Source organism: Streptomyces sp. NPDC057445 (genome assembly GCF_042802855.1).
GTDB lineage: Bacteria > Actinomycetota > Actinomycetes > Streptomycetales > Streptomycetaceae > Streptomyces.
Map to the genome: position 1 here is coordinate 41,803 of NZ_JBHVDH010000027.1, position 22,215 is coordinate 64,017.

Sequence of the window (22,215 nt, forward strand, 5' to 3'; positions counted from 1 at the left end):
GCTCGAGCTGGTCCTGGAGCAGCTGCCTGTCCGGGCTCGTGCCGAGCTGGAGCGCCAAGTGGTCTCTCTGGACACTGTGTACCTCAAGCGCACCCTTCCCGACCCGTTTGCCGACCGCCGGCAGTGGCGCTCTGACCTTTGGTGGCGTCGTCGGCTCGCGGGCCGCAGGGAGCCTGGGTGAAGACCCGAGGTCCAGCGCGTCAGCAATGAAATGATCACAGCGTGGCTGGTGTGATCACGGCGTCGGCGCCGTGCTGGATAGTGCCCTTCAGCGGGCTGAACCCGCGCCAGTTCGCCAAGTTGGTGACCGCTGTGCGGCGTCAAGGTGCAGACGCTGCACGTCAAGGGTCGCCGTGGGGCCTGCCGCTGGAGGACCGGCTGCTGCTGGTTGCCACGTACTGGCGACCCAACTTGACGCTACGCCAGCTCGCCCCGCTGTTTGGGGTCTCGAAGTCTTCAGTCGACCGCATCGTCGGCCACCTCGGTCCTCTGCTCGCACTCCGGCCCCGCAAGCGGTTCCGCAATGACACGGTGCTCATCGTGGATGGAACTCTTGTTCCAACCCGCGATCACACGGTGGCCGAACAGTCCAAAAACTATCGGCACTCCACCAATCACCAGGTCGTCATCGATGCGGACACTCGGCTGGTCGTCGTGGTCGGCCGGCCGCTTCCCGGCAACCGAGCCGACTGCAGGCATGGGAGGAGTCTGGCGCCAAGGCCGCCGTCGGCGGCACCATGACGATCGCCGACGGCGGCTATCCGGGCGGCACCGGCCTCGTAATGCCCCACCGGCGCCGCAAAGAGAGGAACTCCCCGACTGGAAGCAGGCGCACAACAAGTCCCACAAACAGGTCCGCGCCCGCGTCGAGCACGCCTTTGCCTGCATGAAGACCTGGAAGATCCTGCGCGATTGCCGACTCAAGGGCGACGCCATGAGCGGCATCGCCCACCTGCACAACCTCGCCCTCGCCGGATAGGCGATCGGGCCGAACGACGATCGTCCTCGCCCACGCCTCATCGAAGATCAGTTACGGGACAAGCCTTCATGCGCGGGCCAACGCGAAACGCGTGACGCTCGGCGCCCGTCGAGTAGCTGCGCTGCGCCTGGTACGGGACCTTCGCAGAGCTTGGAGCACTTCCGGGGAGTGGGCGGCCGGCAGGCTCACCCGACCCCTGACCGCCCCTGTTGGTTATCCCCCCGTCGAGACTCCGCGGACGAGGGCCGCCGCACCCTCTCAAGCCCAGCCCACCGGACAGCTCGTAGACACGAGCGACAAGCGAGCACATCGCTGGCAGCTGCGCGAGCAGAGTGGCCAGGCGCGGAAGACGGCCGAGAAGGCCGAGGAAGCCGCGCGCACTAGCGAGGAACAACTCAAGCACCGGCAGCGGGCAGACCAGGAGGTAAGGGAGAGCGAACAGCGCACGGCCGACCTCGCCCAGCAACTACGGGAGGCAGAGACCGCCTATCGTGAGGCCCAGAACAAGGGCACGTGCCGCTCGGGAGCAGGTCACGAACGCGGAGCGGGTCGCCCGCGAGGCACGCCACCGCGCCTCGGACACCGCCCACGCGGCAGAACAGCTGGAAGACGGAAGCTCGTCCCTGGGGCCGTGCGAGACCTGCCGAGAGGACAGACCGCGGCCAAGAAGACGGCACCAGCCAAGTAAACAGTCACGATACGGAGACAGCACACATCGGCCGGAGGCCCGCGGCGCCCAGCGTCGGCATCGGAAATCAAGGAGACCCACGGCCTCGCTCCTGCCCTGACGTGAATGCGTGGGGCGCATGGCGTTTGACCGGCTCGGCCAATGGGTTGATCACTGAGCGGGCCTCCCCGACGTGCCCTGGCCGTGGCGGACCATGCTGGGGGCCTCTGGCGGGTACTCGTTAGTCCCCCGCGCCCCAAAATGACCAGTGCGGTCTCAAGAGGGCAGGGCCTTTCATGAGTTCCGAGAGGACCCCTTCGCGGTAGCAGTGGCCCCCTGCTCGAGCCCGCCCCGTAAGCCGGAGCCAACTACGCCCCCCTGCGTTGGAAGGAAGTTGCGCTTCGCGCTCCGTCCTGCTGTGGTGGCGCCTGCCTTCACGCAGCTGCCGGGGCCTTGCCGGGGCACGGTTGTCCACTCGCGCGAGTGACCGCAACCTGAGCTGGTTCTCTCGTGCCGGGATACTCCGTTGCTTGATCCAGAAGCGATCGGCAGCATGGCGCCCATGCAACGCCATACCCACGCCGGTCCCTTGGCGCTGCGCGCCATGAAGGATCTGGCCAGCCGGGTATTCCCGGCGACCGGCTACCGTCACGTCGGCGACCTCGCCTGGAACTGGTGCCTGGCCCTCGACCGGGCCGACGAGCACCCCACGGCGATCTGGATCCACAAAAGCCAGACTCTGGCCTGGGGCTGGCTCGAACTGCCCGACACCCTCATGCTCCAGGTCGACCCAAGCTGCCCCCAGCTGGCCGACGAAGTACTCGACTGGGCCGAGCAGACAGCCCCCGGAGCGTTAAGCGTCGAGGTCGCTGAGACGGAACGGAACCGCATCTGGCCGCCGCGCTGGAGCGGCGCGGCCACACACGCGCCCCCGACGGTCCTTTCATGGCCGCGATGAGCCGACCGCTCACCCATCTGCCGGACGTGCCGTCCCTGCCCGATGGCTACCTGATCAGGGCCCAGCGGGACCACATCGATGTCGCTGGACGTGCGGCAGCACACCGCGGCGCGTTCGGCTCGACCCGGTCACGACCGAGCGCCATGCCCGCATGAGGAGCACGTGGCCCTACCGCCCTGAGCTCGACCTCATCGTCGTCTCTCCCGCCGGTGACGCCGTTGCCTACTGCCAAGGCTGGTATGACGAGGCCAATGGCATCGGCGAATTCGAACCGGTCGGCACCCACCCCGAGCATCGCCGCCTGGGCCTGGCCCGCGCCGTCTGCACCGCCGTGCTCCACGCCTTCGCCGACGCCGGCGGGCACCGCGCAACCCTCTGCTGCCGGGGAGATGCCGCCTACCCCGTCCCAAAACAGCTCTACGAGTCCATGGGTTTCACCGCCTTCACCCGAACCCACACCTACATCACAAAGACAGAAGCCGAGTCATAGGCCACCGCTTTGCGGCGTTGCTGAAACTCACCGACATTCCGGCAGCTGAGTAGCCCCACTCGTTCCTAGAACTCACCGTCACGTGTTGCTGCTTCTCACCGACGCAATCACGAGGCCTACGGCAGCTGGCCGACGCAGGCCTGGGGCAGCCCGCTGGTGAGACCTACGCCCACCGGCCCAGCCGCCTTGCAGCAGCACTTCGACCACGCCCAGGAAGCGACACCCGGGTGGGCGTGGTCAGCCGCCTTGGTGAAGGCGTCCTGGAGGCGGCGCAGCCGTCGTCGGTGAGATCAAGTGCTTCCACGTCGCTGCGGGACGACTTCAGGGCTCGCAGCGCCGTCAGGTCGATCGCCGACCGAGGTTCGGCCTCCGGCTCCTGGTCGTCGGGGTCGGGTTCGGCGTCCGGGTGCGCGAGCAACTGCTTGAGCATCAGGTAGCGCGGGTAGCGCTGGGCCCTCTTGAGCAGGCTGAAGACGGTGGTGACGTCTCTTCTCCAGACCATCTGTCGGTCGGGGCTGTTGAGAATCTAGGCTCGTGTGGGCGGGAGGAGGTGCTCGCCTTGGGTGGCGCGGGCCCAGGCGTAAGCAGAGCCGATACCTCCCGGGCCAAACACTCCCCGCGGCCATTGCATCATTTGTAATGAACTCCGCAGGTCAAACGGGTGATACGGGCAAATCACCCCCCATGATGTGGCTGTTCCCCCACCCCTCCCACGAGGAGTACAGCCTTGTCCGAAACGACCGAGCCCGAGATCGGCCCGTTCACGATCGGCGATCCGTTCGACGCTCCCTCCAACCCGATCGACGTCCCCGATCACGACGAGTGGACCGTCGACAAAGGCTTCGCCTGGGTCTTCCACGCCGGTGACGACCGCCGCCTCACCCGGCCGGTGATCATCGCCGACGGCTTCAACCACGGCAAGAGCGAGCTCGACAAGCTCTACCAGTTCCTGGACGGCGAGGACTATCCCTTCCTCACCGAACTCCGGCGCCGCGGCCGGGACGTGATCCTGCTCGGCTTCGACAACCGCACCGCGTCCATCATGGAGAACGCGAAGGCGGCCGAGGCCACCATCCGCGAGGCCATCCGGCTGCGCGAGGGGTCCGAGCGGCTGATCGTCGGCGGCTTCAGCATGGGCGGGCTGATCACCCGCTACACCCTCGCCAAGATGGAGACCGACGGCACCCCGGACGAGCACGAGACGGCGGTGTACTTCTCGTACGACACCCCGCACCGCGGCGCCTCCATCCCCGTCGGTGTCCAGGCGTTCGCGTACCTGCTCCCGCCCGTGAACCTCAAGCCTCACCCCTTCGCACAGCAGATGAACAGCCCGGCCGCGCGGCAGATGCTGTGGCGGCACTACGACTACAAGACGGGGAAGATCGACGTCGCCCCGGAGCGCGAGGCCCTGCTGGAGGAGCTGCGCCGGGTCGGCAACTGGCCCTCGACGCCGCGCACGCTCGCCGTCGCCAACGGCCGGCCGGACGGGGTCGGACTGCCTGACGTCAACCCCGGGGACGTCGCACTGCGGCTCGAGGTGCTCTACCCCGACACCACCTTCTACATCCAGGCCCAGGGCGACGACGTGACGGCCGCCCACCTGCACCGGACGTTCCCGAAGTACGAGAAGACCATCACCACCAACGACTTCCCCGAGCTGGACGGCGCACCGGGCGGCACGCTCGCGACGTACGGGATCCTCGCCCAGCAGATGGCGGAGAACGGCGGCAAGCCGGATCTGCGGCACCCGCAGGTGTGCTTCGTCCCGTCGGTCAGCGCGGTCGACATCCTGGACTTCGAGACGCAGGACGACCTGTACACGGTCATCGACGACCTGGACCCGGGGCAGAGCGGAGCGGGCGCTTTCCTCTGCTCGTCCACGACCACCCCGCACACCGCCGTCACCGAGGAACTGTGCACCTGGCTGATGAAGCGGTTCGACGCCTGATCCCCGGCCCGCCCTCCGGAGGACCGGACACCTGAGAAACGGACGCCGCCCCACCCTGTGTCGACGGGATGGGGCGGCGTCCGGGACGCGTACGGCCGGTGGCCAAGTGCAACACTCACTGGCCAACCAGAACACTCAGTCACAGCTCTTCGCTCGTGTAGGTGGTCCGTCGTGCCTCGACGAACCGGGTAACGACTGGGGGCCGTCACACTCCATGGGAAAGAGATCGACGCACAGCACGTCGCCAGAGCCCGGCCTGGTCGTGCCGGACGTCACCGCTGCCGACGAGCACACCCTTCGCGCGGTGATGAAGAGCCTCCAGCAGCAGTGGGCCACCTCCGGTGTCACGCCGGTCTGGCGGACCCCGGGACAGCCGGGGATGACAGCTCGGGTGTACGCGGACATCCGACGCACCCCCAGCAGGGCCTGACTGACAGGAGGCCGGGTCCCGCGCTCCGGCCAGCAGGCGTCACCGTCTCCCAACGACGGGGTGCTTCGTTGTCCAGCGTGCGACATCCGCCCCACGGAGGCGCGCCGGGGGCCCCTGCCGCGCCCGGTCAGGGGCCCTCACCCCGTACCGCTGCCAGTCAACGCTCGGCTGCGCGGGCACGCAGGCGCGCCGTGATCCCCGTGCGCTCCCGGGCGGCCTCGAGTTCACGACGGGCCTTCTCGCACACCGGGCACAGCCCGCCTGCCTCCGGCTGATAGTCGTCCTGGCCGGTGTGCAAGGGGCCGACGTCCCTTCCGCACGACGGGAAGCTCCAACTCGGGGACCTCGCGGGCTCAGGAGTCTCTTCACGGGGCGGGGCGGCCGTGTACCCCACACCTGGGTGTCCTGTGGGGCTTGGTCGGCGAGCTGCTTCGCTTCCCGTCGGCGGTAATCGTCCAGGGTGTTGACGTTGGTGCAGGGCTTCCGTCAGGATCTCCCCCGCTGGCCGGTTCACTGTTTCAACAACGCGTGTCGGGCACGAAGGGCACGCTTGGACCCGTCGCAGGTTCCTCACGCTCCTGGTACCCGCCCTCGGGCATCTCGGCAGTCGGCCAGACACCGAAGGAGCCTTCCTCGCCCAGGCCGCTCCCATCAGCACCCTTCGGCCCTTGAACCGATGGTGATGGCGGTCGGGGATCACCGGTGCGCAGAGAATGGCGCAGTTGAGCGCCGGAGTCCGCTGGCAGACCTGGGGTTGCCGGCGCGCCAGGCCGCTTGCCCGGCTGCACATCCTGCCGCCCGGCGGCATCCCAGCCAGTCGCGGTGCGCCAGCTCCGCACCACTGGCCGCCCGAACAACGCGAAGACGCTCATTCAGGCCTGCTCACGCGTTACGACCCGTACCACCGCGATGATCACGGTGGCCTGCGCAATGGTGATCACCATCGCACGTCCGATCCGCGACGCCAGCAGCTCGGTCGCGCACTCATGTCGGAGACCGCCGGGGTCATCGGACCTGGGCGGCCGGTTGTACGGGCCCAGGTGGGCTGCGGAGTAAGCGGCGTCGTCACCGCGAGCATTCATGCGCTGCCAACGACTGATCAAGGATTGAGAAACAACCTGTCCCTTACAGCCAGCGCTGTGCTGTCGCGAGGTCGGCGGCGGTGCCGACGGGGGTGTAGGTGAAGCCGTCCCATTCCTCCAGGACGCGCGGGGTGTCGGGGTGGAGGTGGCCGGCGTGGCCGTGCAGGGGGCGGTGCCTGCGGGGTTGGTCCAGGGGTGGCTGGCGTCGGCGTTCGTACGCGGCGAGGGGGTCGTCCGGGTCGACGGCTGGGACAGCGCGTGAGGGTTGGTTCGGCGGGCCGGGCCGGGCGTGCTTGCCCATGGTGGTCAGTGGGCGATGCCGTCGATGAGGTCGCGGGCTCCTTGGCGCAGGAGGGCGACGGCGACGGAGGTGCCGAGGGTGGCGGGGTCGAGGCGTCCGGCCCATTCGTGGGCGTTGAGGACGGTCTTGCCGTCGGGGGTGAACACGGATGCGCGCAGGGAGAGTTCGCCACTGCGTTCTGCCTTGGCGTAGCCGGCGATCGGGCTGTTGCAGTGCCCCTGCAGGACGTGGAGGAACATGCGCTCGGCGGTGGCTTCGCGGTGGGTGTCGGGGTGGCCGAGGTCGCTGACGGCGTCGATCACCGTGGTGTCGGCCTCGCGGCACTGCAGGGCGAGGATCCCGGCGCCGATCGGCGGCATCATCTGCTCCGTCGACAGGATCTCGGTGATCACGTCCGTGCGGCTGATCCGTTCCAGGCCGGAGACCGCCAGGAGCAGGGCGTCGGCCTCGCCCTTGCTGAGCTTGTCCAGGCGGCGGTTGGCGTTGCCGCGGAACGGCACGCACTCCAGATGAGGGTGAGACGCTGCCAATTGGGCGATGCGGCGTACCGAGGAGGTGCCGATGCGGGTGCCGGGTGGCAGCTGGTCGAGGGTGAGGCCGGTGGGGTGGATGAGGGCGTCGCGGATGTCATCGCGCTTGAGGAACGCGGCGAAGGTGGTGCCGGCCGGCAGAGGGCGGTCGGCGGGCACGTCCTTGACGCAGTGCACCGCGAGGTCCGCCTCGCCTGCGAGAAGCGCGGCGTCGACTTCCTTGGTGAAGGCGCCCTTGCCCTCGACCTGGGAGAGGTCGCCCATCCACTTGTCGCCGGTCGTCTTCACCGGCACCACGCTTGTGCGGGTGTGGGGGTGAAGTGCGGCCAACTCGGCGCGGACGCGCTCGACCTGGGCCAGGGCCATCGGGGAGTCGCGGGAGACGATGCGGATCAGCTCAGGGGCGGACATGCCGCCCACGATAGACCCTCAGACTCGGGTCCCGATGAGCAGCCCGGAGGCCCATCTCAGCGGTGTGTAAAGCAGGTTGGGGTGTTCGGGCAGGTGCGCGAGGAAGGCGTCGACGCGGGATTGGTGGTCGTCGGGCCAGGTGGGCTGTGGGAGGAGGTCGTCGGCGATGTAGAGGCCGCCGCGCTCGAGCAGGGCGATCAGGTCGGCGAGGCGGTGGATCTTTCCCGGCCGGCAGTCCACGTACGCGAGGGAGATGGGCGGGCCAGTGTAGGCGGTGAGCCAGGCGTTGGTGGTGGTGAACGTGGCGCGGTGGTCGTGGGCGAGGTGCTTGGCCGCTACCGCCTGCACTGCTGGGTCGGCTTCAACGCTCGTGAGGGAAGTGTCTTCAGTCATGCCGTGGAGGAGCCAGGCCGCGCCGGCGCCGACGCCGGTGCCCAGCTCCAGGAACCGGCCGCCGGGCTTGGACGCGGCGAGGGTGGCCAGCAGGGAGCCGGTGCGCTCCTCGCAGGACATGGCGAAGCCGAGTGCGGCGGCGTCGGCGAGGATGGCATCGAGTGCGCCCGGGCGGGCGCGGGGTGTGTCATCCATGGTGTGCTCCGAGGTAGGCGGCGGCCTGTTCGGCGGCGAAGGTCAGGACGTGGTCGGCACCGGCCCGCTTGAGCATGGCGAGGTACTCGACGGTGCCTTCGATGCCGAGAGCGGTGAGGGCGGGCCACTCCCCCGACGTCGAGTACGCCACCAGCGGCACCTCCTGGTCGGCGCGCAGGCGCACCAGGATGTCGGCGGCGGTGAGGACCGGCTGGAGGGTGAGGGAGTCGGCGCCCTCGGCGATCCAGCGGCGGGCCTGGACGAGCGTGTCGCGCTCGGCCCGGCCTGGTTCTAGTTGGAGGCCGCGGCGGTGCCCGGCAGCCGGATCCGTGCCCATCAGCGCCTTGAACGGGGCATAGAGGGTGGTGTGGATCGCGAGGTTCGGGTTCACGCCGACGTCGTGCAAGCCGTGGTCGTCGAGCGCGGTGCGTACGGCGTGGACGGAGCCGTCGAGCATGGCGGTGGGTGAGACGACGTCCGCCCCGGCCTCGGCGTGCTGGATGGCCATCCGGCCCATGTACGCGTGCGTGGCGTCCAGATCGATCCGGCCGTCGGGAACACGCAGGATGCACTCACCGGTCTCGGTCCAGGAGCAGCCGCAGACCTCGGTCGTCAACGCCATGTCGGGTGTGGCGCGGCGGGCGGCCGTGATCGCTCGGAGCATGAGGTTGCCCGCGGCCAGAGCGGCAGATCCGCGGGCATCACGATCATGCCCGAGCGCAAAGAGTTTCACCCCGCGGATCCCCATCGCCGACCAGCGCGCGACGGTGGTTTCGACGCGGGCGAGCGGGACGGCTCCGGGCAGGGCCGGGGTATCGCCGGTGTAGTCATCGGGCAGGACGAGGAGCGGGGCGCCCAGGTCCGCTGGTGTGAGGCCGAGGCGGGCGTAGAGACCGCGCACGGCGGGGCGGGCGCGGGACGGGCTGACACCCTCTGGACGCCGGATGGGTAACGGGAGGTCAGAAGTAGGTGCGGTCATGCCCGCCAGTAGATACCGACACCGTGTCGGCAAGGAAGGGCGCGCAGTGGCACACCAGGCGCGCACCACAGCCAGGTGAGGGTGTGCGAGTACTCGACGGGGTTCAGGTGAGGTTACGCGCGGCTCGTGGGGGCTGGTCGGGCCGCTCCGCCAGATCCGCCTCGAACTCGAGAAAAGCGCGGTCGGCCGCCAAGGGTGTACGACGGGCTGCGTGCCGGGAGGATCGAGCCCTGGTGGTTGTCGTAGTCGTGCGGTGGGCCCGGCGGCGGCAGCGCCGCGGCGTCGTGGGTGGATGAGGTGTTCGGTCGCCAGGCCTCCCTGGCCGCGCGGGCGGCATCATGTGGGCCTGGAGGCTGCCCGGATTCATCGCGTCGGGTGATGCCATGCAGGGAAAGATCACCGTTCGTTACAAACGAAAGGCCACACGACGGCTGCGGAACCCCGGAAAACGAAATGGTCTCTCAATCCGCCGTGGCCAGCTCCACCGCCGACACCACGTCGGCCCGGGTCGGCGCCCCGGAGGCGCGGCGCACGACACGTCCGGCGCGGTCGAGGACGAGCACGGTCGGCGTGCGCATCACATCGACGCGACGGACCAGGTCGAGCCGCGCCTCGGCATCGATCTCCACATGGCGCACGCCAGGCGTCCCGGCGGCCACGCCGGCCAGCAGGCGCCGGGTGCCGGGGCAGGACGCGCAGAGGGCCGTCGAGAACTGCACCAGCGTCGCCCGCTCCCCGAGCGCCACACCCAGCTCACCGGAGGACAGACGCAGCGCGTCACCCCGGCCACCGTCGCGCAGCCTGCCGTCACGACGGGCACGGACCAGCCCGAAGACGGTCGCGGCCGCCGACACGACGGCGGCCACGATCAGCCCGGTCGGATCGCTCACGACTACCTCACCCGTGGCTCAGCCGGGCCCGGCTGCGGACCGCGAGCAGGTAGAGCTCGCAGCCCAGGCAGTAGCCGAAGGCGGCGTTCAGAAAGGCCGCTGCGAGCGCCGCCGCGCTCGCGGCGATACCGAGCCAGGTGGCACCGGACAGGTAACCCGCCGCCCCGACAATCGCGAAGCCCAGGCCGACCGCCTGCGCGAAACGCGGCGGCCGCTCCTCCTCGAGCTCCTGCGGCGGCCCGAGACGGGGACGCACCAGCCGACGGTAGAGCCAACCGTACGGGGACCAGCGCAGTCCCAGAATTGCACCGAGGGCGAAGACGACAGCCTGCGCCGCGAGCAACACGCCGCTGCCGGTGGCAAGGACCAGAAGCAGGACAAGGGTCGTGAGCGCGGCGGCGAAGCGCGGCCCACGCGGGTCGAGTCGGACGGGCACACCGGGGGTGCGGTCAGGCATGACGAACTCCGGGACGATACGAACGGATCCTGGCGAATCGAGCGCGCGGTCAGCGACACGCGGCGGACCACACCCGACCGAAGTCGATGTGAGCCCTGATAACCAGGAACGTCGCGGAGAACATGCCGCCATTGCAGCAGCCACCCCCGCCGCGGTCAATATCGTTCCAAGATCATCCCGTGGCGGGTTTCCGGCGTATCTGGGTCATGCCCCTTGCACGTCTTCCGTCCGGGACGAACCGCGGGCCCGCGCCGACCATGGCGCGGACCCGCGGCTGCACCTGCTACTCGTCGTCAGGAGTCGTCTGGCGGCCCCTGGAGACGGCGGCTGCCGGCAGACACGGCGGCGCACCTCCGCGGCCGACCGCGAGCTCGTGCGCTGGACTCAGCAGCTGGTAGGCGTCGGCGAGGTCGGCCGTTTCCCGTTTCCTTCACCCGCGCCGCCATGGCGGTCTGCAAGCTGTAAGCGCTCAAGGCCCTCGGCCGTATGGGAATGACGTTTTCTACGGTGCCTACGGTGCCACTGACGAGCCAGAGTCGCTGGCCACCATTGACCGGGCGCTGGAGCTGAGGCCGCTCCGGCCAGAACCGCGCACGCGGTGAGCGCGAGCACGACGACCAGAGCGTGCCGAACGCCGCGCGGATCGCGAGGGTCGGGCACCTCGGCCAGACGCTCCAGCAGGCCCGGGATCTCCTCGGGCAAGGCCCCGGGATGCTCGCGGAGTTGGTCAAAGGGAGGCGGGCTCGGCAATGATGCGTCGGCAGGCACGGTCTTCCACCCGGATCACGGGGCGTCGGGAACCCCGATCTTGGAAACCTCGCGCCTGGCACGTTCCCAGACCGCCGTTAACCTGACAGTTCGTCATGAATCGGGCGTCAAGCGACTAGGGCGAAGCCCTGTCTTCACGCCCGCCCTGGGCACGTCATCCGCCCGCGGCGCCCTCGGCCTCCCAGCGCAGCAGGTCACCCGGCTGGCACTCGAGCACCTCGCAGAGCGCAGCAAGCGTCGCGAAGCGCACCGCCTTGGCGCGGCCGTTCTTGAGTACCGCCAGGTTGGCGGGCGTGATGCCTACGCGGTCCGCGAGCTCGCCCACGGACATCTTCCGCCTGGCCAGCATCACGTCGATGTCGACGGCGATCGGCATCAGATCACCTCGTCCAACTCGGCCTGCATCTGCGCCGCTTCGACGTCGCGCGCGACGGCCTGGGCGAGCAGCATCCGCAGCACGAGCACGATGAGTGCGACCCCCAGGATGGCCAAGCCGACTCCGCCCATGATGACGGTGACGCCCGGGTCGTCCCGCTGGCCCGGCGCATTGAGGGCCGTGACCGCGAACCACACGAGGGCAGCCGCCACGATCGCGCCGATCACGCCGTCCACGTACCGGAAGGCGGCGTGGGAGAACACGGTTCCGCGTCGCACCATCGTCACCAGCCGCCATACGCAGACCAGGGCGACCTGGGCCGACACCATGCCCAGGATCGTGATCAAGCGCAGGGGGGTCAGCGGGAGCGACCCGTCCTCCGGGTCGCTCCCGCTGGCCAACGCCCACACCATCAATGCCTGTACGAACACGGTGCCGGTGAGCACCACCGCGAGCACGGCGCGCAGCGCACGCACTGTCAGCTTCCCCACGACCCATCCTTCCATCGAATTGCGATGGGAATCTATCGAATTTCGATAGATGAAGCAAGGGCCGAGTCGGAGGGTGGGCTGCGGATTCGCACCGTGACGGGACGCCAGGCGGCGGTTGCGCTAACAGTCTTGATCTTGTCGAAGTCGGCCTCGCTTGAGCACAAATCGGACGCCACCCGACTACGCCGAAGCCGTGCTTCATGGATAACGACGGTCGCGCTCCGTGGGACTACGAGTCAAACCGGGGCTGGCTAGCTCAGCGTCTTCAGCGCCGCCGCGTCGTACGGCTCCAGCTCCTCAATCCGGTCCCCCAGAATCTTCGCCGCCCACTCCGGGTCCTGGAGCAGGGCGCGACCGACGGCGACCAGGTCGAACTCGTCGCGCTCCAGGCGGTCGAGGAGGTTGTCGATGCTGCCGACCTCGGCGCCCTCGCCCGCGAAAGCGCGGATGAAGTCACCGTCGAGGCCGACCGAGCCGACGGTGATGGTGGGCCTGCCGGTGAGCTTCTTGGTCCAGCCCGCCAGGTTAAGGTCCGAGCCTTCGAACTCCGGCAGCCAGTAGCGGCGGGTGGAGGCATGGAAGGCGTCGACGCCGGCCGCTGCGAGCGGGGTCAGGATCGCCTCCAGCTCCTCCGGTGTCTCGGCGAGCCTCGCGTCGTAGGCTTCCTGCTTCCACTGCGAGTAGCGGAAGATCACAGGGAAGTCGGGCGAGACGGTCTCGCGGACCGCGGCCACGATCTCTGCCGCGAATTTCGTACGGGCCACGGGGTCGCCGCCGTAGGCGTCGGTACGGCGGTTCGTCCCCGCCCACAGGAACTGGTCGAGGAGGTAGCCGTGGGCTCCGTGCAGTTCGACGCCGTCGAAGCCGATTCGCTCGGCGGCCCCGGCGGCATCGGCAAAGGCGCCGATGACATGGTCGAGGTCGCGCTGGGTCATCGCCTTGCCGGCGCCCTCGGTGCCGTCGACGCGGATGCCGGAGGGGCCGACGGCGGGGGCGTCGGCGAAGGGCGGGTCGCCCTGCTTGCGCACCATGCCGATGTGCCACAGCTGCGGCACGATCGTGCCGCCCGCCGCGTGAACGGCGTCGGCGACCTTCGCCCACCCCGCCAGCTGCTCCTCACCGTGGAACCGCGGCACACGGTCGCTCTGCCCGGCCGACTCGTGGCCGACGTATGTCCCCTCGGTGACTATCAGGCCCACACCCGCAGCGGCGCGACGGGCGTAGTACGACCGCACGTCCTCACCGGGGACACCGCCCGGGGAGAACATGCGGGTCATCGGCGCCATCACGATGCGGTTCGGGACGGTCAGGCCGTTCAGCGCGATAGGCCGGGACAGGGTCTCGGCCGCGCGGGAGGCGGGGGACGCAGTGACGGTCACGGTGGTGCTCCTCGCAGGTACTTGAAAACCTTGATACTTGAGAACTTCAGGCAATGAGGAGACGGTAAATGTAGATATTTGAGGTAGTCAAGTTTCCTGGGTAGAGTGACCCCCATGACAGGACCTCCCCGCGTCGACACGGCCCAGCTCATGGAGCTGCTCTCGGTGTCGCTCGGCGCCTACTACGGCGACTTCACGGTCGCGGCGGCGAGTGAGAACCTCACAGCGAGCCAGGGCAAGGCGCTGACCGTTTTGCGCCGGGGACCCACCGCGATGCGGGCACTGGCCGACACCTTGACCTGCGACGCCTCCAACGTGACCGGGATCGTCGACCGGCTGGAGAAGCGCGGCCTGGTGCGCCGCGAGGCCGGCGCCTCCGACCGGCGCGTCAAGAACGTCGTCCTCACGGCCGAGGGCGAGCGTGTCACCGACGCGATTCGTTCGAAGATGCGCGCCACACAGGATGGCCTGGACAGGCTCAGCGACCAGGACCGGGACTGCCTGTACGCCCTGCTGGAACGAGTTTTCGTCTCCCAGCCCCCCGCCTGATCGGGGTGACCTGCGGCCGACCTTGTTGAGCGGAAGTACGACTTCCGAGCCGACGTCTACGTGTTCGTCGTCCACGAGGCCCGTATATACGCTGCCGGTGACGCGCGGGCGCAGTGGACGTTCTACGTCCTGAGCCGAGCCCAGATCAAGGCCACGCCACGCGAGTTCGGGACCAAGCGCCGGCGACGCTTCAGCGCGTCCGCACGGCTGCCAACACAGTGGCCTACGAGGCGCCGGCCGCTGCGGAGCGAAGTCGGCAGGTGGTACATGCAGGCCGCCGGACGACGCACGTCTCGCTCACCGATTGGTTCGGCGAGATGATCTTGGCCTCGGTGGACACGCAGACGATTCGGATAGCCACCGCCCAGGATCCGCGGCTCCATCAGCAATGAAGACAGTTGGTCAGCGGTGGATTGGCGAAGCAAATCCACCGCTTCCTTAGCAATAACGACGAGCAGTAGCGGTCGGTTGTATGGCACTTCCGTCAGCCGGCGGGTCGCCGGTTCGACACGATGGTTCGGCGGTGGCGGCGAGCAGGGCGGTGTCGTCGTCGACCCGGTCGGGGGTGTTCAGCAGCTCCAGGGCCCGTTCGGTGATCTGCTGGGGGTCGGTGCGGGCGGCGGCGGGCAGCGCGCCGCAGGTCTGGCAGAGGGCCGCCAGGCAGCCGTCCAGGTCCAGTGCCCGGTTTTCCACCAGGCCGTCGGTGTACAGCAGCAGGCTGGTGCCGGGCGGGAACGCCACCTCGCGGTCGACCGGGGTGCTGCCCAGTCCCAGCGGCAGTGCCGGGGGCAGCTCCAGGTAGGCGGTGTCGGCGGCTACCAGCAGGGGCGGCAGGTGCCCGCTGGCGGCGTAGCGCAGGCGGTGGCGGTGTGGGTTGTAGACCGCGTACAGGCAGGTGGCGAAGCGTTCGGTGGCGAGCGATTGCAGGTAGGCGTCCAGCCTGGCCAGCACCTGGGCCGGGTCGGCGCCCTCCATCGCGAGGCTGTGCAGGGCGGAGCGGAGTTGGCCCATCACGATGGCGGCCTCCACGTCGTGGCCCATGACGTCGCCGATGGCCAGCCCCACGGCACCGTCGGGCAGTGCGAGCACGTCGTACCAGTCGCCACCGACCTCGGCGCCGCGGTTGCTGGCCCGGTAGTGGGCGGCCAGGCGCACCCCGGGCGCCTGGGGCAGGCGGTGGGGCAGCAGGGCGCGCTGCAGGGTCAGGGCGAGGCGGCGCTCGTTGTGGTACCGGGTGGCGTTGTCGTAGGCCAGGGCCAGGCGGTGGGCGAGGTTCTCCAGATACTTGTGTTCGACCGCGGAGTAGTCGGTGTGCCGGACCAGTACCAGGGCCCCCAGTGTCTGGTCGTGGGCGTGCAGCGGCAGGGCCAGCACGGCGGGGGGCGGCGGGTGCGGGCCGGCTGGGGCCGGGGCGGTGCCGTTGATCGCGTGGGTGGCGGCGGTGGCCAGGGCCTCGCGGTCAAGAAGGGGGGTGCCAGCGATGTATGCCGGGAGTGACTGTGCCGGGGCGGGTGCCGCGGCGGCGAGATGGATGCTGATCTGGTCGGCGAAGTCGGGCAGCAGGATCTGGCCGGCAGTCTGCAGTATCCGGTCCGGGTCGAGGGTGGCGGACAGCCGCAGGCCCGCGTCGGCCAGGGAGGCCAGCACGGCCAGCTGGTTGCGGGTCTCGGTCAGGACCTGTTCGCGCAGTCGGGACAGCTCCAATCCGGTGCGGACGCGCGCCAGCAGCTGGCGCGCGGAGAAGGGTTTGGCCAGGTAGTCGTCGGCGCCGGCCTGCCGGCCCTGCACGGATTCCTCCTCGCCGGCGCGGGCGGTGAGCAAGACGATGGGCAGGCGGTTGGTGCGCGGGTCGGCGCGCAGCGCCCGGACCAGCTCGAAGCCGTCCATGCGGGGCATCATCACGTCGCTGAGCACCAGCTCCACCGGCTGCGCCAGGGCCATCTCCAGGGCGGCCCGGCCGTCGGCGGCGAGCAGCACGTCGTAGTCGGGCTGCAGGAGTTGGGTGAGGTAGGCGCGCATGTCGGCGTTGTCGTCGACGACCAGCAGGCGGGCCCGGTGGGGGCGGTCGGTTTCGTGCGGACCGGGGCCGTGGGGGGCATCGTGGGTCGCGGGAGCGTGCGGGCTACGTGCTGCGGGGGTGGCCGGGGCGGGGCCGGCCGCCAGCCAGCCCAGCGCCTCGTCCACATAGGCCGCGGCGCGGCCGGGCCGGCCGCCTCCTCCTTCCCTGGGAGTTTCCCCGGGGGATCCGGCGCCGGCCGCGGGCGGGTCCGGGCGGGGCCGGTGGGCGGCGGCGAAGGGGAGATTCACGGTGACGTTGGTGCCCTGGCCGAGCCGGCTGTCCACGCCGACGGTGCCGCCGTGCGCTTCCACCAGGTCCTTCACCAGCACCAGACCGAGGCCACTGCCCTCGTGGGAGCGGGAGCGGGCGCCGCGGACCCGGTGGAAGCGCTCGAACAGGCGCGGCAGCTCGTCCGCGGGGATGCCGGTGCCGGTGTCGGCCACGGTCAGCCGGGCCCGGTCGCCGGCCGCAGCCAGCTGCACCCGGGCGCCGCCGGTGAAGGTGAACTTCAGGGCGTTGCTGAGCAGGTTGAGGATGATCTTCTCCCACATCTCCCGGTCCAGGGACACCGGCTTGGGCAGCGGCGGGCAGTCCACCTCCAGCGTCAGCCCGGCCGCCTCGAAGGCGGAGCGGAACACCCCGGCCAGCTCGGCCGTGGCACCGGCGAGGTCGACCGGCTCGAGGGCCGGGCGCATCTGCCCGGCCTCGGCCCTGGCGACATCCAGGAGGGTGTTGACCTGCTTCAGCAGGCGCAGGGCGCCGCGCTCGGCCAGCTCCAGTTGCTCGCGCCGCTCGGGCCGGTCCTCGTCGGCCAGGGCCTGCTGGAGCGGGCCCAGGAGCAGGGTGAGCGGGGTGCGGAACTCGTGGCTGACGTTGGCGAAGAAGGTGGTCTTGGCCCGGTCCAGCTCGGCCAGCGCTTCCGCCCGCCGGCGCTGCTCGTCGTGGGCGAGCGCGGCCGTCAGCGCCCCGGCAACAGCGGCAGCGAGCACCTCCAAGAAGTCCCGGTAGGCTCCGGCCGGCGGGAAGCAGGGGTTGACGCCCACCACCAGGACGCCCTCCACCTGGCCCGCACAGTCCAGCGGCAGGGCCAGCGCCTGCTCGACCGGGAGCCGGGAGGCCGCGGCGTGCTGCCCGGCCGTGTTGCCGCCGGTGAGCGCGGCGGCCGGCAGCGTGGTCGGGGCACCGTCGGCGACCACCTGCGCCAGCCGGGCCTCGACCTCCGCCCCGGCGGCCTCGGCCGCCGGCCGGAGTCCGGCGCAGGCCGCCAGCCGCAGCGTCCCCGGCTCGGAGGCCAGATACAGGCCCAGGAACGGGATCTCCTCGGGATAGGAGTCCAGCACCTCCGCGACGACGCGGGCGACCTCGCCCGGGGTGGGCAGCCCGGCGGTACGGGCGCCGGTCTCGCTCAACAGGCGCAGTCGGCGCTCGCCCAGTACCCGGCCGGTGGTCTCGGTGATGATCTGCAGCACACCGCCGGCGGTGCCGTCGTCCAGCAGCACGGGCTGGAAGGCGGAGTCGAAGTAGCACTGTTCCGGAAAGCCGTGGCGCTCCATGATGAGCGGCTCATCGGGGATCAGCAGGGGCTTGCGGGTATCGGTCACATAGTGGAAGTGGGAGCTCACGGGGTGGACCCAGACCTCGGGGAACACATCCTTGTAGGGCCTGCCGAGCGCCCAGGGGTGTTTGGCACCGACAATGGGTGTGGAGCCCAGGTTGTACAGCGTGGCGAATTCGCGGCCCCAGTACAGAGCCATTCCGTGTTCAGAGGTGAGCATGAGGCGCAGGGTGTCCACCAGGGGCCCCGGCCAGGACTCGGGGGGCCCGAGCGGCGTCGCCGCCCACTCGATCCCGGCCAGAAGCTCGCCGAACGCGCCGGCCTCGGCGAACATCCGGGCCGCCGCGGTGCGCGGGTCATCGGGCCGGGTCATCGAGAAAATCCTCCTGGCGCCTTTGTGATCCGCCCGCGCCCTCCCAAGGCTGCCGACGGCCACTCGCTGCGGACCTTCCGGGGCAGATCGGACGCCGGATCCGACGGTTCTGGCTACGCTCCTGCCAGAATTGAAAGGTTAAATAATCAAAACTGTGATTTGCCCAGTAGTGTACGCTTGCAGCCGCACGCGGACGGCGGCGATCTTCGACTCGCAGATCCTGTGGGCGGCCGACACCGTCGGCGCCGACGGTGTCGGCAGGGACGGCGGGGAAGAAATGTGATGCGTGCTGCTACGGTCGCCACCTTGTCGCATCTCCCGATGACCCTGTCGGCACCAGCCGATGCCGCGGCGAGAGCCGCCCGTGCTGGCCAGGCGCCGCCGGGTGATCGCGGCGCATTTGTCCGGCAGTTCGCGGCCGCGGATGGTGAAGGTGAGGATCCGTCGGTAACCATCGGCAGGGGACCACGATCCCTGCAGCTCTGTTTGCATGTCTCTCGCACCGGCTGCGGGTCAGTCGGCAAGGGCAGCGCAACTCGGGTGTTCCGCCAGGCCACCTGGCGATGGACGTTCACAGGGTCCCGTCGGGCCTCGCCCGTCGGCGCCCAGTGATATTCGATGGACAACCAGTTGGTCCTGGGGGATTGTCACGTCGTGACATTCGACGAATCCGTGGACCGGCCTGCGCTCTCTTTGAGCAGTCTTGAGGTCTCCATTGCAGCCGACCTTGTCTCGTCCCCTCTGGTGGTCTACGGCAACTGGCCCCGGAACAGCGATGCCTGGGACGAAGACGGCGATGACGGGGACTGGGACAGCCTCGACAGGCCACCGGTCGAAGGTCTCTACTTCGAGACCGACGAATGGGAAAACACCGGGAAGTACGGCGATCTGGGACGATTGACCTTTGACAGGTTGCACGCGATCAGAGTGATCCGCGAGGAAGGGCTGCCCTATCCGTATTCGCCGCAGCCGGGCTGCTGGGTTTACGTCGTGAACGAATCGCCCTGGCTGGCGGAGCACCACCGACGCGTCATGGACCGCTACGGACGATCCCTGCTGGAGACGTCCCAGCACTATGTGTTCAGGTTTCACGACGAGTACGTGGAGGCCATCGCCGAGGGAATCTGGCTGGACCGCGTCCGCCGGGACGCCCCCTTCACCGAACCCCTCTGGCACCCGCAGACGCCCTTCGGACTGGATCTGCCTGCCGAGCGATTCGTTTCGGCGTCCGGTATCGACTGTGAGCTGAGACGGTCCCCGCGCCCGGACAGCGATCTCGTCCGTGATGCACAGTACTGCTCTCAGCGGGTCTTCCAGGTGAACGTCCTCGACGGATGCTCCTACGAGCTGGCCTCGATCTGGATCCGGAACCTCGACGGCGTCCTCAGGTCCCATGTCATCTTCTCCAGTGCGCCCGGGGTCGTGGTCGCCAGAGTGGAAGGTTTCGCCCAGCCTTCCGACTTCGCCGAACACTGGGAGCGTGAACTCGCGGAACTGGCTGAGTGCAGTCGTCAGCCGGGCAAGTAGAAGGCCGTGACGAGGAGCGTTGCACGGGTCGATGGGCCAAGACCGTCATACCGGACCGTCCCGGCAACGCCGTTGTCCGGCTGTCGAGAACACCATGGCGGTCACAGCCGCGGCCAGGATTGTCGACGTACTCCTTTGAGTGCTCCACCAAGTACACCTTGGCTCCCCACCCATAGGCCGCTCGCCTGCGAACGGGCGCCATACAGGAGGGGCAGCCCGATGGCCAGCCAGGATCAGGGCCGGGGCGGGTCGTCCAGCATGGGCGCAGCTCATCGCAGAGCGACGCCGCAGGCGCCCTTGACGAGCCGTCACCGGGTGCGAGCAGTTGAGGTGCCAGGGACTGACGGGCCGCACCGGCCGGCGCTTTCGGGCGGTCCCGGGCGTAAGACACTGGGACCGCAGCACTCAGTGCAGCCTAGTCCTCGAGCATGTCGGTGGTGTTGTACTGGTCGTGCCTGATCCGGAAGGCTTTCAACTCTTCGCGGCTGCGCTGTGAGTACTTCTCCACCTTCTCGAAGTACTCCTCCCTGGAAGCTCCCGGTGTGAAGAGCAGCAGAAACGACACCGGGTCGTCGCTGTCGTTCTGGAAGGCGTGGAGCCCGCCGGGCGGTACGTAGAGGAAGTCTCCCTCGCCTCCTGTGACCCAGCGTTCGCCGTTGTAGAGGCGGACCTCGCCGGACAGGACGTAGAAGGACTCGGAGATCGTACGGTGGAAGTGTTCCCTGGCGCCCATGGTCTTCGGCGCCATGTCGATCTTGTACAGGCCGAACTCGCCGTTGGAGTTCTCCTGCTTTGCCACGTAGCTGATGTTGGTGCCGCCCGAGCCGGTGTCGGGCTGCGGGGGTGCAGGTCGGAACAGCGCGCTGGCCTGGCCCCTTTCGCCGAGGTAGCGGGGCTCTGGGTAGGACATGGCGACTTCCCAATTCGTGAGTAGGTGGTTCCAGGCCAGCGCTTTGAAGGACTGGTGGGAGCCAGGCAGACTCCGACCTATGGCTTCACGTCGAGACGCACGAGCGCGCCGATCTCGACCAACTGGTCCGGTAGTGCCAGGTCGGAGACACCCATGACCGTGCTGGTGGGCCGGTGCTCCCCGAAGTACTCGGCGTGAAGGTGTGCCGTCGTGTCGAAGTTCTCCCGCAGGTTCCTCACCAGCACCGTGCTCTCCACGATTTGGCTGCGCTCGGCCCCGAAGTGCTCCAGCACCAGGTCCAGATTGGCCAGCGTGGTTTTGACCTGGAGCTCGAAGTCGCCGGCACCTACGAAGTTGCCGTCACGATCATGGGACACCTGCCCAGACACGTACACCGCGTCACCGACCTGGATTGCCTGGCTGTATCCGTAGAGCGACTCCCACGGCATACCAAAACCGAATCTCTTCGCCTGAACAGGCATGACTCACTTCCTGGTGATACGACGCATGGCGCTGCCGGTTACGGACAGTCCTCTTTCGAGGAAGAAGTTATGCCGTGATTACTGAGGAAAGCCTGGGACATGCCGTACCAGGGCCGGGCTTTAAGGCAGGCATCATGCAGCACCCCACTGAGTCGCCCCGATCGACCGGACCGCGGAGCCGGTCCGCCGGAGGCTGCGCGCTCCTTCAGCAAACCTTCTCCTTCCGAAGATCGCTCTGTGGAGCCGCTCGAACCCCGAAGGGTCTTCATAGGCCCCTTGGGGGCGCGCTGGCGCCATCCCCCACCAGCTCGAAACCCAGGTGAAGTAGGCGAACCCCAGCAAGATCAATCTCACCGGGATTTCCTGTCCCTCGACGACTCACACCCTGTCGTGGCCCCCACACTCAACAAGCGGGCGGCTGGGTCCTGGGTGGATCGCTCGACCGAGTGGGGAACGAAGAGCAGGGCTGGCCGTTTTCAAAGAGCCTCATCAAAGCTTCCTACTGCGGTTGCGTGGGGGTCCGGAGTGGGATCGAGCTGCCTTCGGGCCGAACGGCCGCCGAGGCCGGCATCACCGACGCGGCGCTCGTCTTCCTGATCGTGCCCGCCGACTCCGCCCTGGGGGCTGTTCCTCTGAGGCGTTCGGGTCGCGCAGCGGCGCAGTGAGCCGTCGCCGTGGGACCTGTCGATCTGCGGCACGGACAACAGGCTCAGGGCATGCTGACCGACCGGGACGTGGTGGTGAAGGTCCTTGGTGCCGGCAAAGACCCCGCCCAGACCAAGGTTGGTGTGCCGGCCCAGGGCGAAGCGGTCACCATCGGCGCCGACGACGACGCCAACGAGATCCTGCGCACCATGGCCGCCCACAAAGCGCGCCGCCTGCCCGTCATCGACGGGCACGACCTGGTCGGCATGGTCGCCCTCGCGGACGTCGCCGAAGCCCTGCCAGACACCAAGGTGGGCGACGTCCTGGACTCCATCTCCACGGGCTGACAACGACCTCGGGTGCGCACTACCTGGTCCTGCGCCGACACCGG

22 protein-coding genes and 2 pseudogenes are annotated in these 22,215 nt (G+C 69.0%); 9 read left to right on the forward strand and 15 right to left on the reverse strand.

What is annotated here, in order from left to right; translation table 11 throughout:
• Positions 1-222 precede the first annotated feature (222 nt).
• From ACFU5O_RS33555 to ACFU5O_RS33570, 4 genes and pseudogenes are all read left to right on the forward strand, one after another.
• Positions 223-979, forward strand: a pseudogene (locus ACFU5O_RS33555) (transposase).
• 1,229 nt (positions 980-2,208) lie between these two features.
• Positions 2,209-2,604, forward strand: coding sequence for a hypothetical protein (locus ACFU5O_RS33560; protein WP_384246167.1), 396 nt, complete (start codon positions 2,209-2,211; stop codon positions 2,602-2,604).
• A complete protein-coding gene (locus ACFU5O_RS33565; RefSeq protein WP_384246168.1) occupies positions 2,601-2,759 on the forward strand; it encodes a hypothetical protein in 159 nt (52 codons plus the stop codon). The genes ACFU5O_RS33560 and ACFU5O_RS33565 overlap by 4 nt, the downstream gene beginning before the upstream one ends.
• Positions 2,756-3,094, forward strand: a complete 339-nt coding sequence (locus tag ACFU5O_RS33570) for a GNAT family N-acetyltransferase (RefSeq protein WP_384246170.1) — start codon at positions 2,756-2,758, stop codon at positions 3,092-3,094. Before ACFU5O_RS33565 ends, ACFU5O_RS33570 begins: the two co-directional genes overlap by 4 nt.
• 163 nt (positions 3,095-3,257) lie before the next feature.
• On the opposite strand, the gene ACFU5O_RS33575 is transcribed toward ACFU5O_RS33570, so the two are convergent.
• The gene (locus ACFU5O_RS33575) at positions 3,258-3,596 is read right to left on the reverse strand and encodes a hypothetical protein (RefSeq protein ID WP_384246171.1); all 339 of its coding nucleotides are present in this window, start codon (positions 3,594-3,596) and stop codon (positions 3,258-3,260) included.
• Positions 3,597-3,821: 225 nt separating this feature from the next.
• On the opposite strand from ACFU5O_RS33575, the gene ACFU5O_RS33580 reads away from it, so the two are divergent.
• Both ACFU5O_RS33580 and ACFU5O_RS33585 read left to right on the forward strand, forming a co-directional pair.
• Positions 3,822-5,042 carry an esterase/lipase family protein gene (locus ACFU5O_RS33580; protein ID WP_384246173.1) on the forward strand — a complete coding sequence of 407 codons (1,221 nt, stop codon included), beginning with the start codon at positions 3,822-3,824 and terminating at the stop codon, positions 5,040-5,042.
• 214 nt (positions 5,043-5,256) lie between these two features.
• Positions 5,257-5,472 carry a DUF6207 family protein gene (locus ACFU5O_RS33585; protein WP_384246174.1) on the forward strand — a complete coding sequence of 72 codons (216 nt, stop codon included), beginning with the start codon at positions 5,257-5,259 and terminating at the stop codon, positions 5,470-5,472.
• Positions 5,473-5,629: 157 nt separating this feature from the next.
• Here the strand turns inward: ACFU5O_RS33585 and ACFU5O_RS33590 are convergent, their stop codons facing one another.
• The 11 genes from ACFU5O_RS33590 to ACFU5O_RS33640 form a co-directional block, all read right to left on the reverse strand.
• Positions 5,630-5,770: a hypothetical protein gene (locus tag ACFU5O_RS33590; RefSeq protein ID WP_384246175.1), complete on the reverse strand. Its 141-nt coding sequence runs from the start codon at positions 5,768-5,770 to the stop codon at positions 5,630-5,632.
• Between the two features lie 827 nt (positions 5,771-6,597).
• Entirely contained in the window at positions 6,598-6,855 is a 258-nt protein-coding gene (locus ACFU5O_RS33595; RefSeq protein WP_384246177.1) for a DUF6087 family protein, read from the reverse strand.
• A gap of 5 nt (positions 6,856-6,860) precedes the next feature.
• Positions 6,861-7,796 (reverse strand): hydroxymethylbilane synthase, encoded by a 936-nt coding sequence (hemC, locus tag ACFU5O_RS33600; protein WP_384246178.1) that lies wholly within the window; start codon positions 7,794-7,796, stop codon positions 6,861-6,863.
• A gap of 18 nt (positions 7,797-7,814) precedes the next feature.
• The gene (locus ACFU5O_RS33605; protein WP_384246179.1) at positions 7,815-8,384 is read right to left on the reverse strand and encodes an O-methyltransferase; all 570 of its coding nucleotides are present in this window, start codon (positions 8,382-8,384) and stop codon (positions 7,815-7,817) included.
• Positions 8,377-9,363, reverse strand: coding sequence for a hypothetical protein (locus ACFU5O_RS33610; RefSeq protein ID WP_384246181.1), 987 nt, complete (start codon positions 9,361-9,363; stop codon positions 8,377-8,379). Before ACFU5O_RS33610 ends, ACFU5O_RS33605 begins: the two co-directional genes overlap by 8 nt.
• Positions 9,364-9,824: 461 nt before the next feature.
• Complete coding sequence (locus tag ACFU5O_RS33615) at positions 9,825-10,253, reverse strand: thioredoxin family protein (protein WP_384246183.1); 429 nt, start codon at positions 10,251-10,253, stop codon at positions 9,825-9,827.
• A gap of 7 nt (positions 10,254-10,260) precedes the next feature.
• The gene (locus tag ACFU5O_RS33620) at positions 10,261-10,710 is read right to left on the reverse strand and encodes a DUF4395 domain-containing protein (RefSeq protein WP_384246184.1); all 450 of its coding nucleotides are present in this window, start codon (positions 10,708-10,710) and stop codon (positions 10,261-10,263) included.
• 384 nt (positions 10,711-11,094) lie between these two features.
• On the reverse strand, positions 11,095-11,478 hold the full coding sequence (locus tag ACFU5O_RS33625; protein WP_384246185.1) for a transposase family protein: 384 nt from the start codon (positions 11,476-11,478) through the stop codon (positions 11,095-11,097).
• Between the two features lie 154 nt (positions 11,479-11,632).
• Positions 11,633-11,854, reverse strand: coding sequence for a helix-turn-helix domain-containing protein (locus tag ACFU5O_RS33630; protein WP_384246187.1), 222 nt, complete (start codon positions 11,852-11,854; stop codon positions 11,633-11,635).
• Complete coding sequence (locus tag ACFU5O_RS33635; protein WP_384246188.1) at positions 11,854-12,345, reverse strand: DUF2975 domain-containing protein; 492 nt, start codon at positions 12,343-12,345, stop codon at positions 11,854-11,856. Before ACFU5O_RS33635 ends, ACFU5O_RS33630 begins: the two co-directional genes overlap by 1 nt.
• A gap of 251 nt (positions 12,346-12,596) precedes the next feature.
• The gene (locus tag ACFU5O_RS33640) at positions 12,597-13,724 is read right to left on the reverse strand and encodes an NADH:flavin oxidoreductase (protein ID WP_384246189.1); all 1,128 of its coding nucleotides are present in this window, start codon (positions 13,722-13,724) and stop codon (positions 12,597-12,599) included.
• A gap of 114 nt (positions 13,725-13,838) precedes the next feature.
• On the opposite strand from ACFU5O_RS33640, the gene ACFU5O_RS33645 reads away from it, so the two are divergent.
• On the forward strand, positions 13,839-14,273 hold the full coding sequence (locus ACFU5O_RS33645) for a MarR family winged helix-turn-helix transcriptional regulator (protein ID WP_384246191.1): 435 nt from the start codon (positions 13,839-13,841) through the stop codon (positions 14,271-14,273).
• A 438-nt stretch (positions 14,274-14,711) separates the two neighbouring features.
• On the opposite strand, the gene ACFU5O_RS33650 is transcribed toward ACFU5O_RS33645, so the two are convergent.
• Positions 14,712-18,260, reverse strand: a complete 3,549-nt coding sequence (locus ACFU5O_RS33650; RefSeq protein WP_384246193.1) for a SpoIIE family protein phosphatase — start codon at positions 18,258-18,260, stop codon at positions 14,712-14,714.
• 654 nt (positions 18,261-18,914) lie between these two features.
• On the opposite strand from ACFU5O_RS33650, the gene ACFU5O_RS33655 reads away from it, so the two are divergent.
• Positions 18,915-19,787, forward strand: coding sequence for a hypothetical protein (locus tag ACFU5O_RS33655; protein WP_384246194.1), 873 nt, complete (start codon positions 18,915-18,917; stop codon positions 19,785-19,787).
• A 415-nt stretch (positions 19,788-20,202) separates the two neighbouring features.
• Here the strand turns inward: ACFU5O_RS33655 and ACFU5O_RS33660 are convergent, their stop codons facing one another.
• Together ACFU5O_RS33660 and ACFU5O_RS33665 are read right to left on the reverse strand one after the other, a co-directional pair.
• On the reverse strand, positions 20,203-20,697 hold the full coding sequence (locus ACFU5O_RS33660; RefSeq protein WP_384246195.1) for a cupin domain-containing protein: 495 nt from the start codon (positions 20,695-20,697) through the stop codon (positions 20,203-20,205).
• Between the two features lie 77 nt (positions 20,698-20,774).
• The gene (locus tag ACFU5O_RS33665) at positions 20,775-21,179 is read right to left on the reverse strand and encodes a RidA family protein (protein WP_384246197.1); all 405 of its coding nucleotides are present in this window, start codon (positions 21,177-21,179) and stop codon (positions 20,775-20,777) included.
• A gap of 681 nt (positions 21,180-21,860) precedes the next feature.
• Between ACFU5O_RS33665 and ACFU5O_RS33670 the strand changes: the two are divergent.
• Positions 21,861-22,171, forward strand: a pseudogene (locus ACFU5O_RS33670) (CBS domain-containing protein); the annotation flags it as partial.
• Positions 22,172-22,215: the final 44 nt, after the last annotated feature.

Excerpts from the sequence above, each read along its gene's own strand:
- ACFU5O_RS33665 (WP_384246197.1), bottom strand. The coding sequence starts at position 21,179 with ATGCCTGTTCAGGCGAAGAGATTCGGTTTTGGTATGCCGTGGGAGTCG.
- ACFU5O_RS33560 (WP_384246167.1), top strand. The coding sequence starts at position 2,209 with ATGCAACGCCATACCCACGCCGGTCCCTTGGCGCTGCGCGCCATGAAG.
- ACFU5O_RS33605 (WP_384246179.1), bottom strand. The coding sequence starts at position 8,384 with ATGGATGACACACCCCGCGCCCGCCCGGGCGCACTCGATGCCATCCTC.
- ACFU5O_RS33660 (WP_384246195.1), bottom strand. The coding sequence starts at position 20,697 with ATGTCCTACCCAGAGCCCCGCTACCTCGGCGAAAGGGGCCAGGCCAGC.
- ACFU5O_RS33610 (WP_384246181.1), bottom strand. The coding sequence starts at position 9,363 with ATGACCGCACCTACTTCTGACCTCCCGTTACCCATCCGGCGTCCAGAG.
- ACFU5O_RS33620 (WP_384246184.1), bottom strand. The coding sequence starts at position 10,710 with ATGCCTGACCGCACCCCCGGTGTGCCCGTCCGACTCGACCCGCGTGGG.
- ACFU5O_RS33645 (WP_384246191.1), top strand. The coding sequence starts at position 13,839 with ATGACAGGACCTCCCCGCGTCGACACGGCCCAGCTCATGGAGCTGCTC.
- ACFU5O_RS33650 (WP_384246193.1), bottom strand. The coding sequence starts at position 18,260 with ATGACCCGGCCCGATGACCCGCGCACCGCGGCGGCCCGGATGTTCGCC.
- ACFU5O_RS33630 (WP_384246187.1), bottom strand. The coding sequence starts at position 11,854 with ATGCCGATCGCCGTCGACATCGACGTGATGCTGGCCAGGCGGAAGATG.
- ACFU5O_RS33595 (WP_384246177.1), bottom strand. The coding sequence starts at position 6,855 with ATGGGCAAGCACGCCCGGCCCGGCCCGCCGAACCAACCCTCACGCGCT.
- ACFU5O_RS33565 (WP_384246168.1), top strand. The coding sequence starts at position 2,601 with ATGAGCCGACCGCTCACCCATCTGCCGGACGTGCCGTCCCTGCCCGAT.
- hemC (WP_384246178.1), bottom strand. The coding sequence starts at position 7,796 with ATGTCCGCCCCTGAGCTGATCCGCATCGTCTCCCGCGACTCCCCGATG.
- ACFU5O_RS33575 (WP_384246171.1), bottom strand. The coding sequence starts at position 3,596 with ATGGTCTGGAGAAGAGACGTCACCACCGTCTTCAGCCTGCTCAAGAGG.
- ACFU5O_RS33585 (WP_384246174.1), top strand. The coding sequence starts at position 5,257 with ATGGGAAAGAGATCGACGCACAGCACGTCGCCAGAGCCCGGCCTGGTC.
- ACFU5O_RS33570 (WP_384246170.1), top strand. The coding sequence starts at position 2,756 with ATGAGGAGCACGTGGCCCTACCGCCCTGAGCTCGACCTCATCGTCGTC.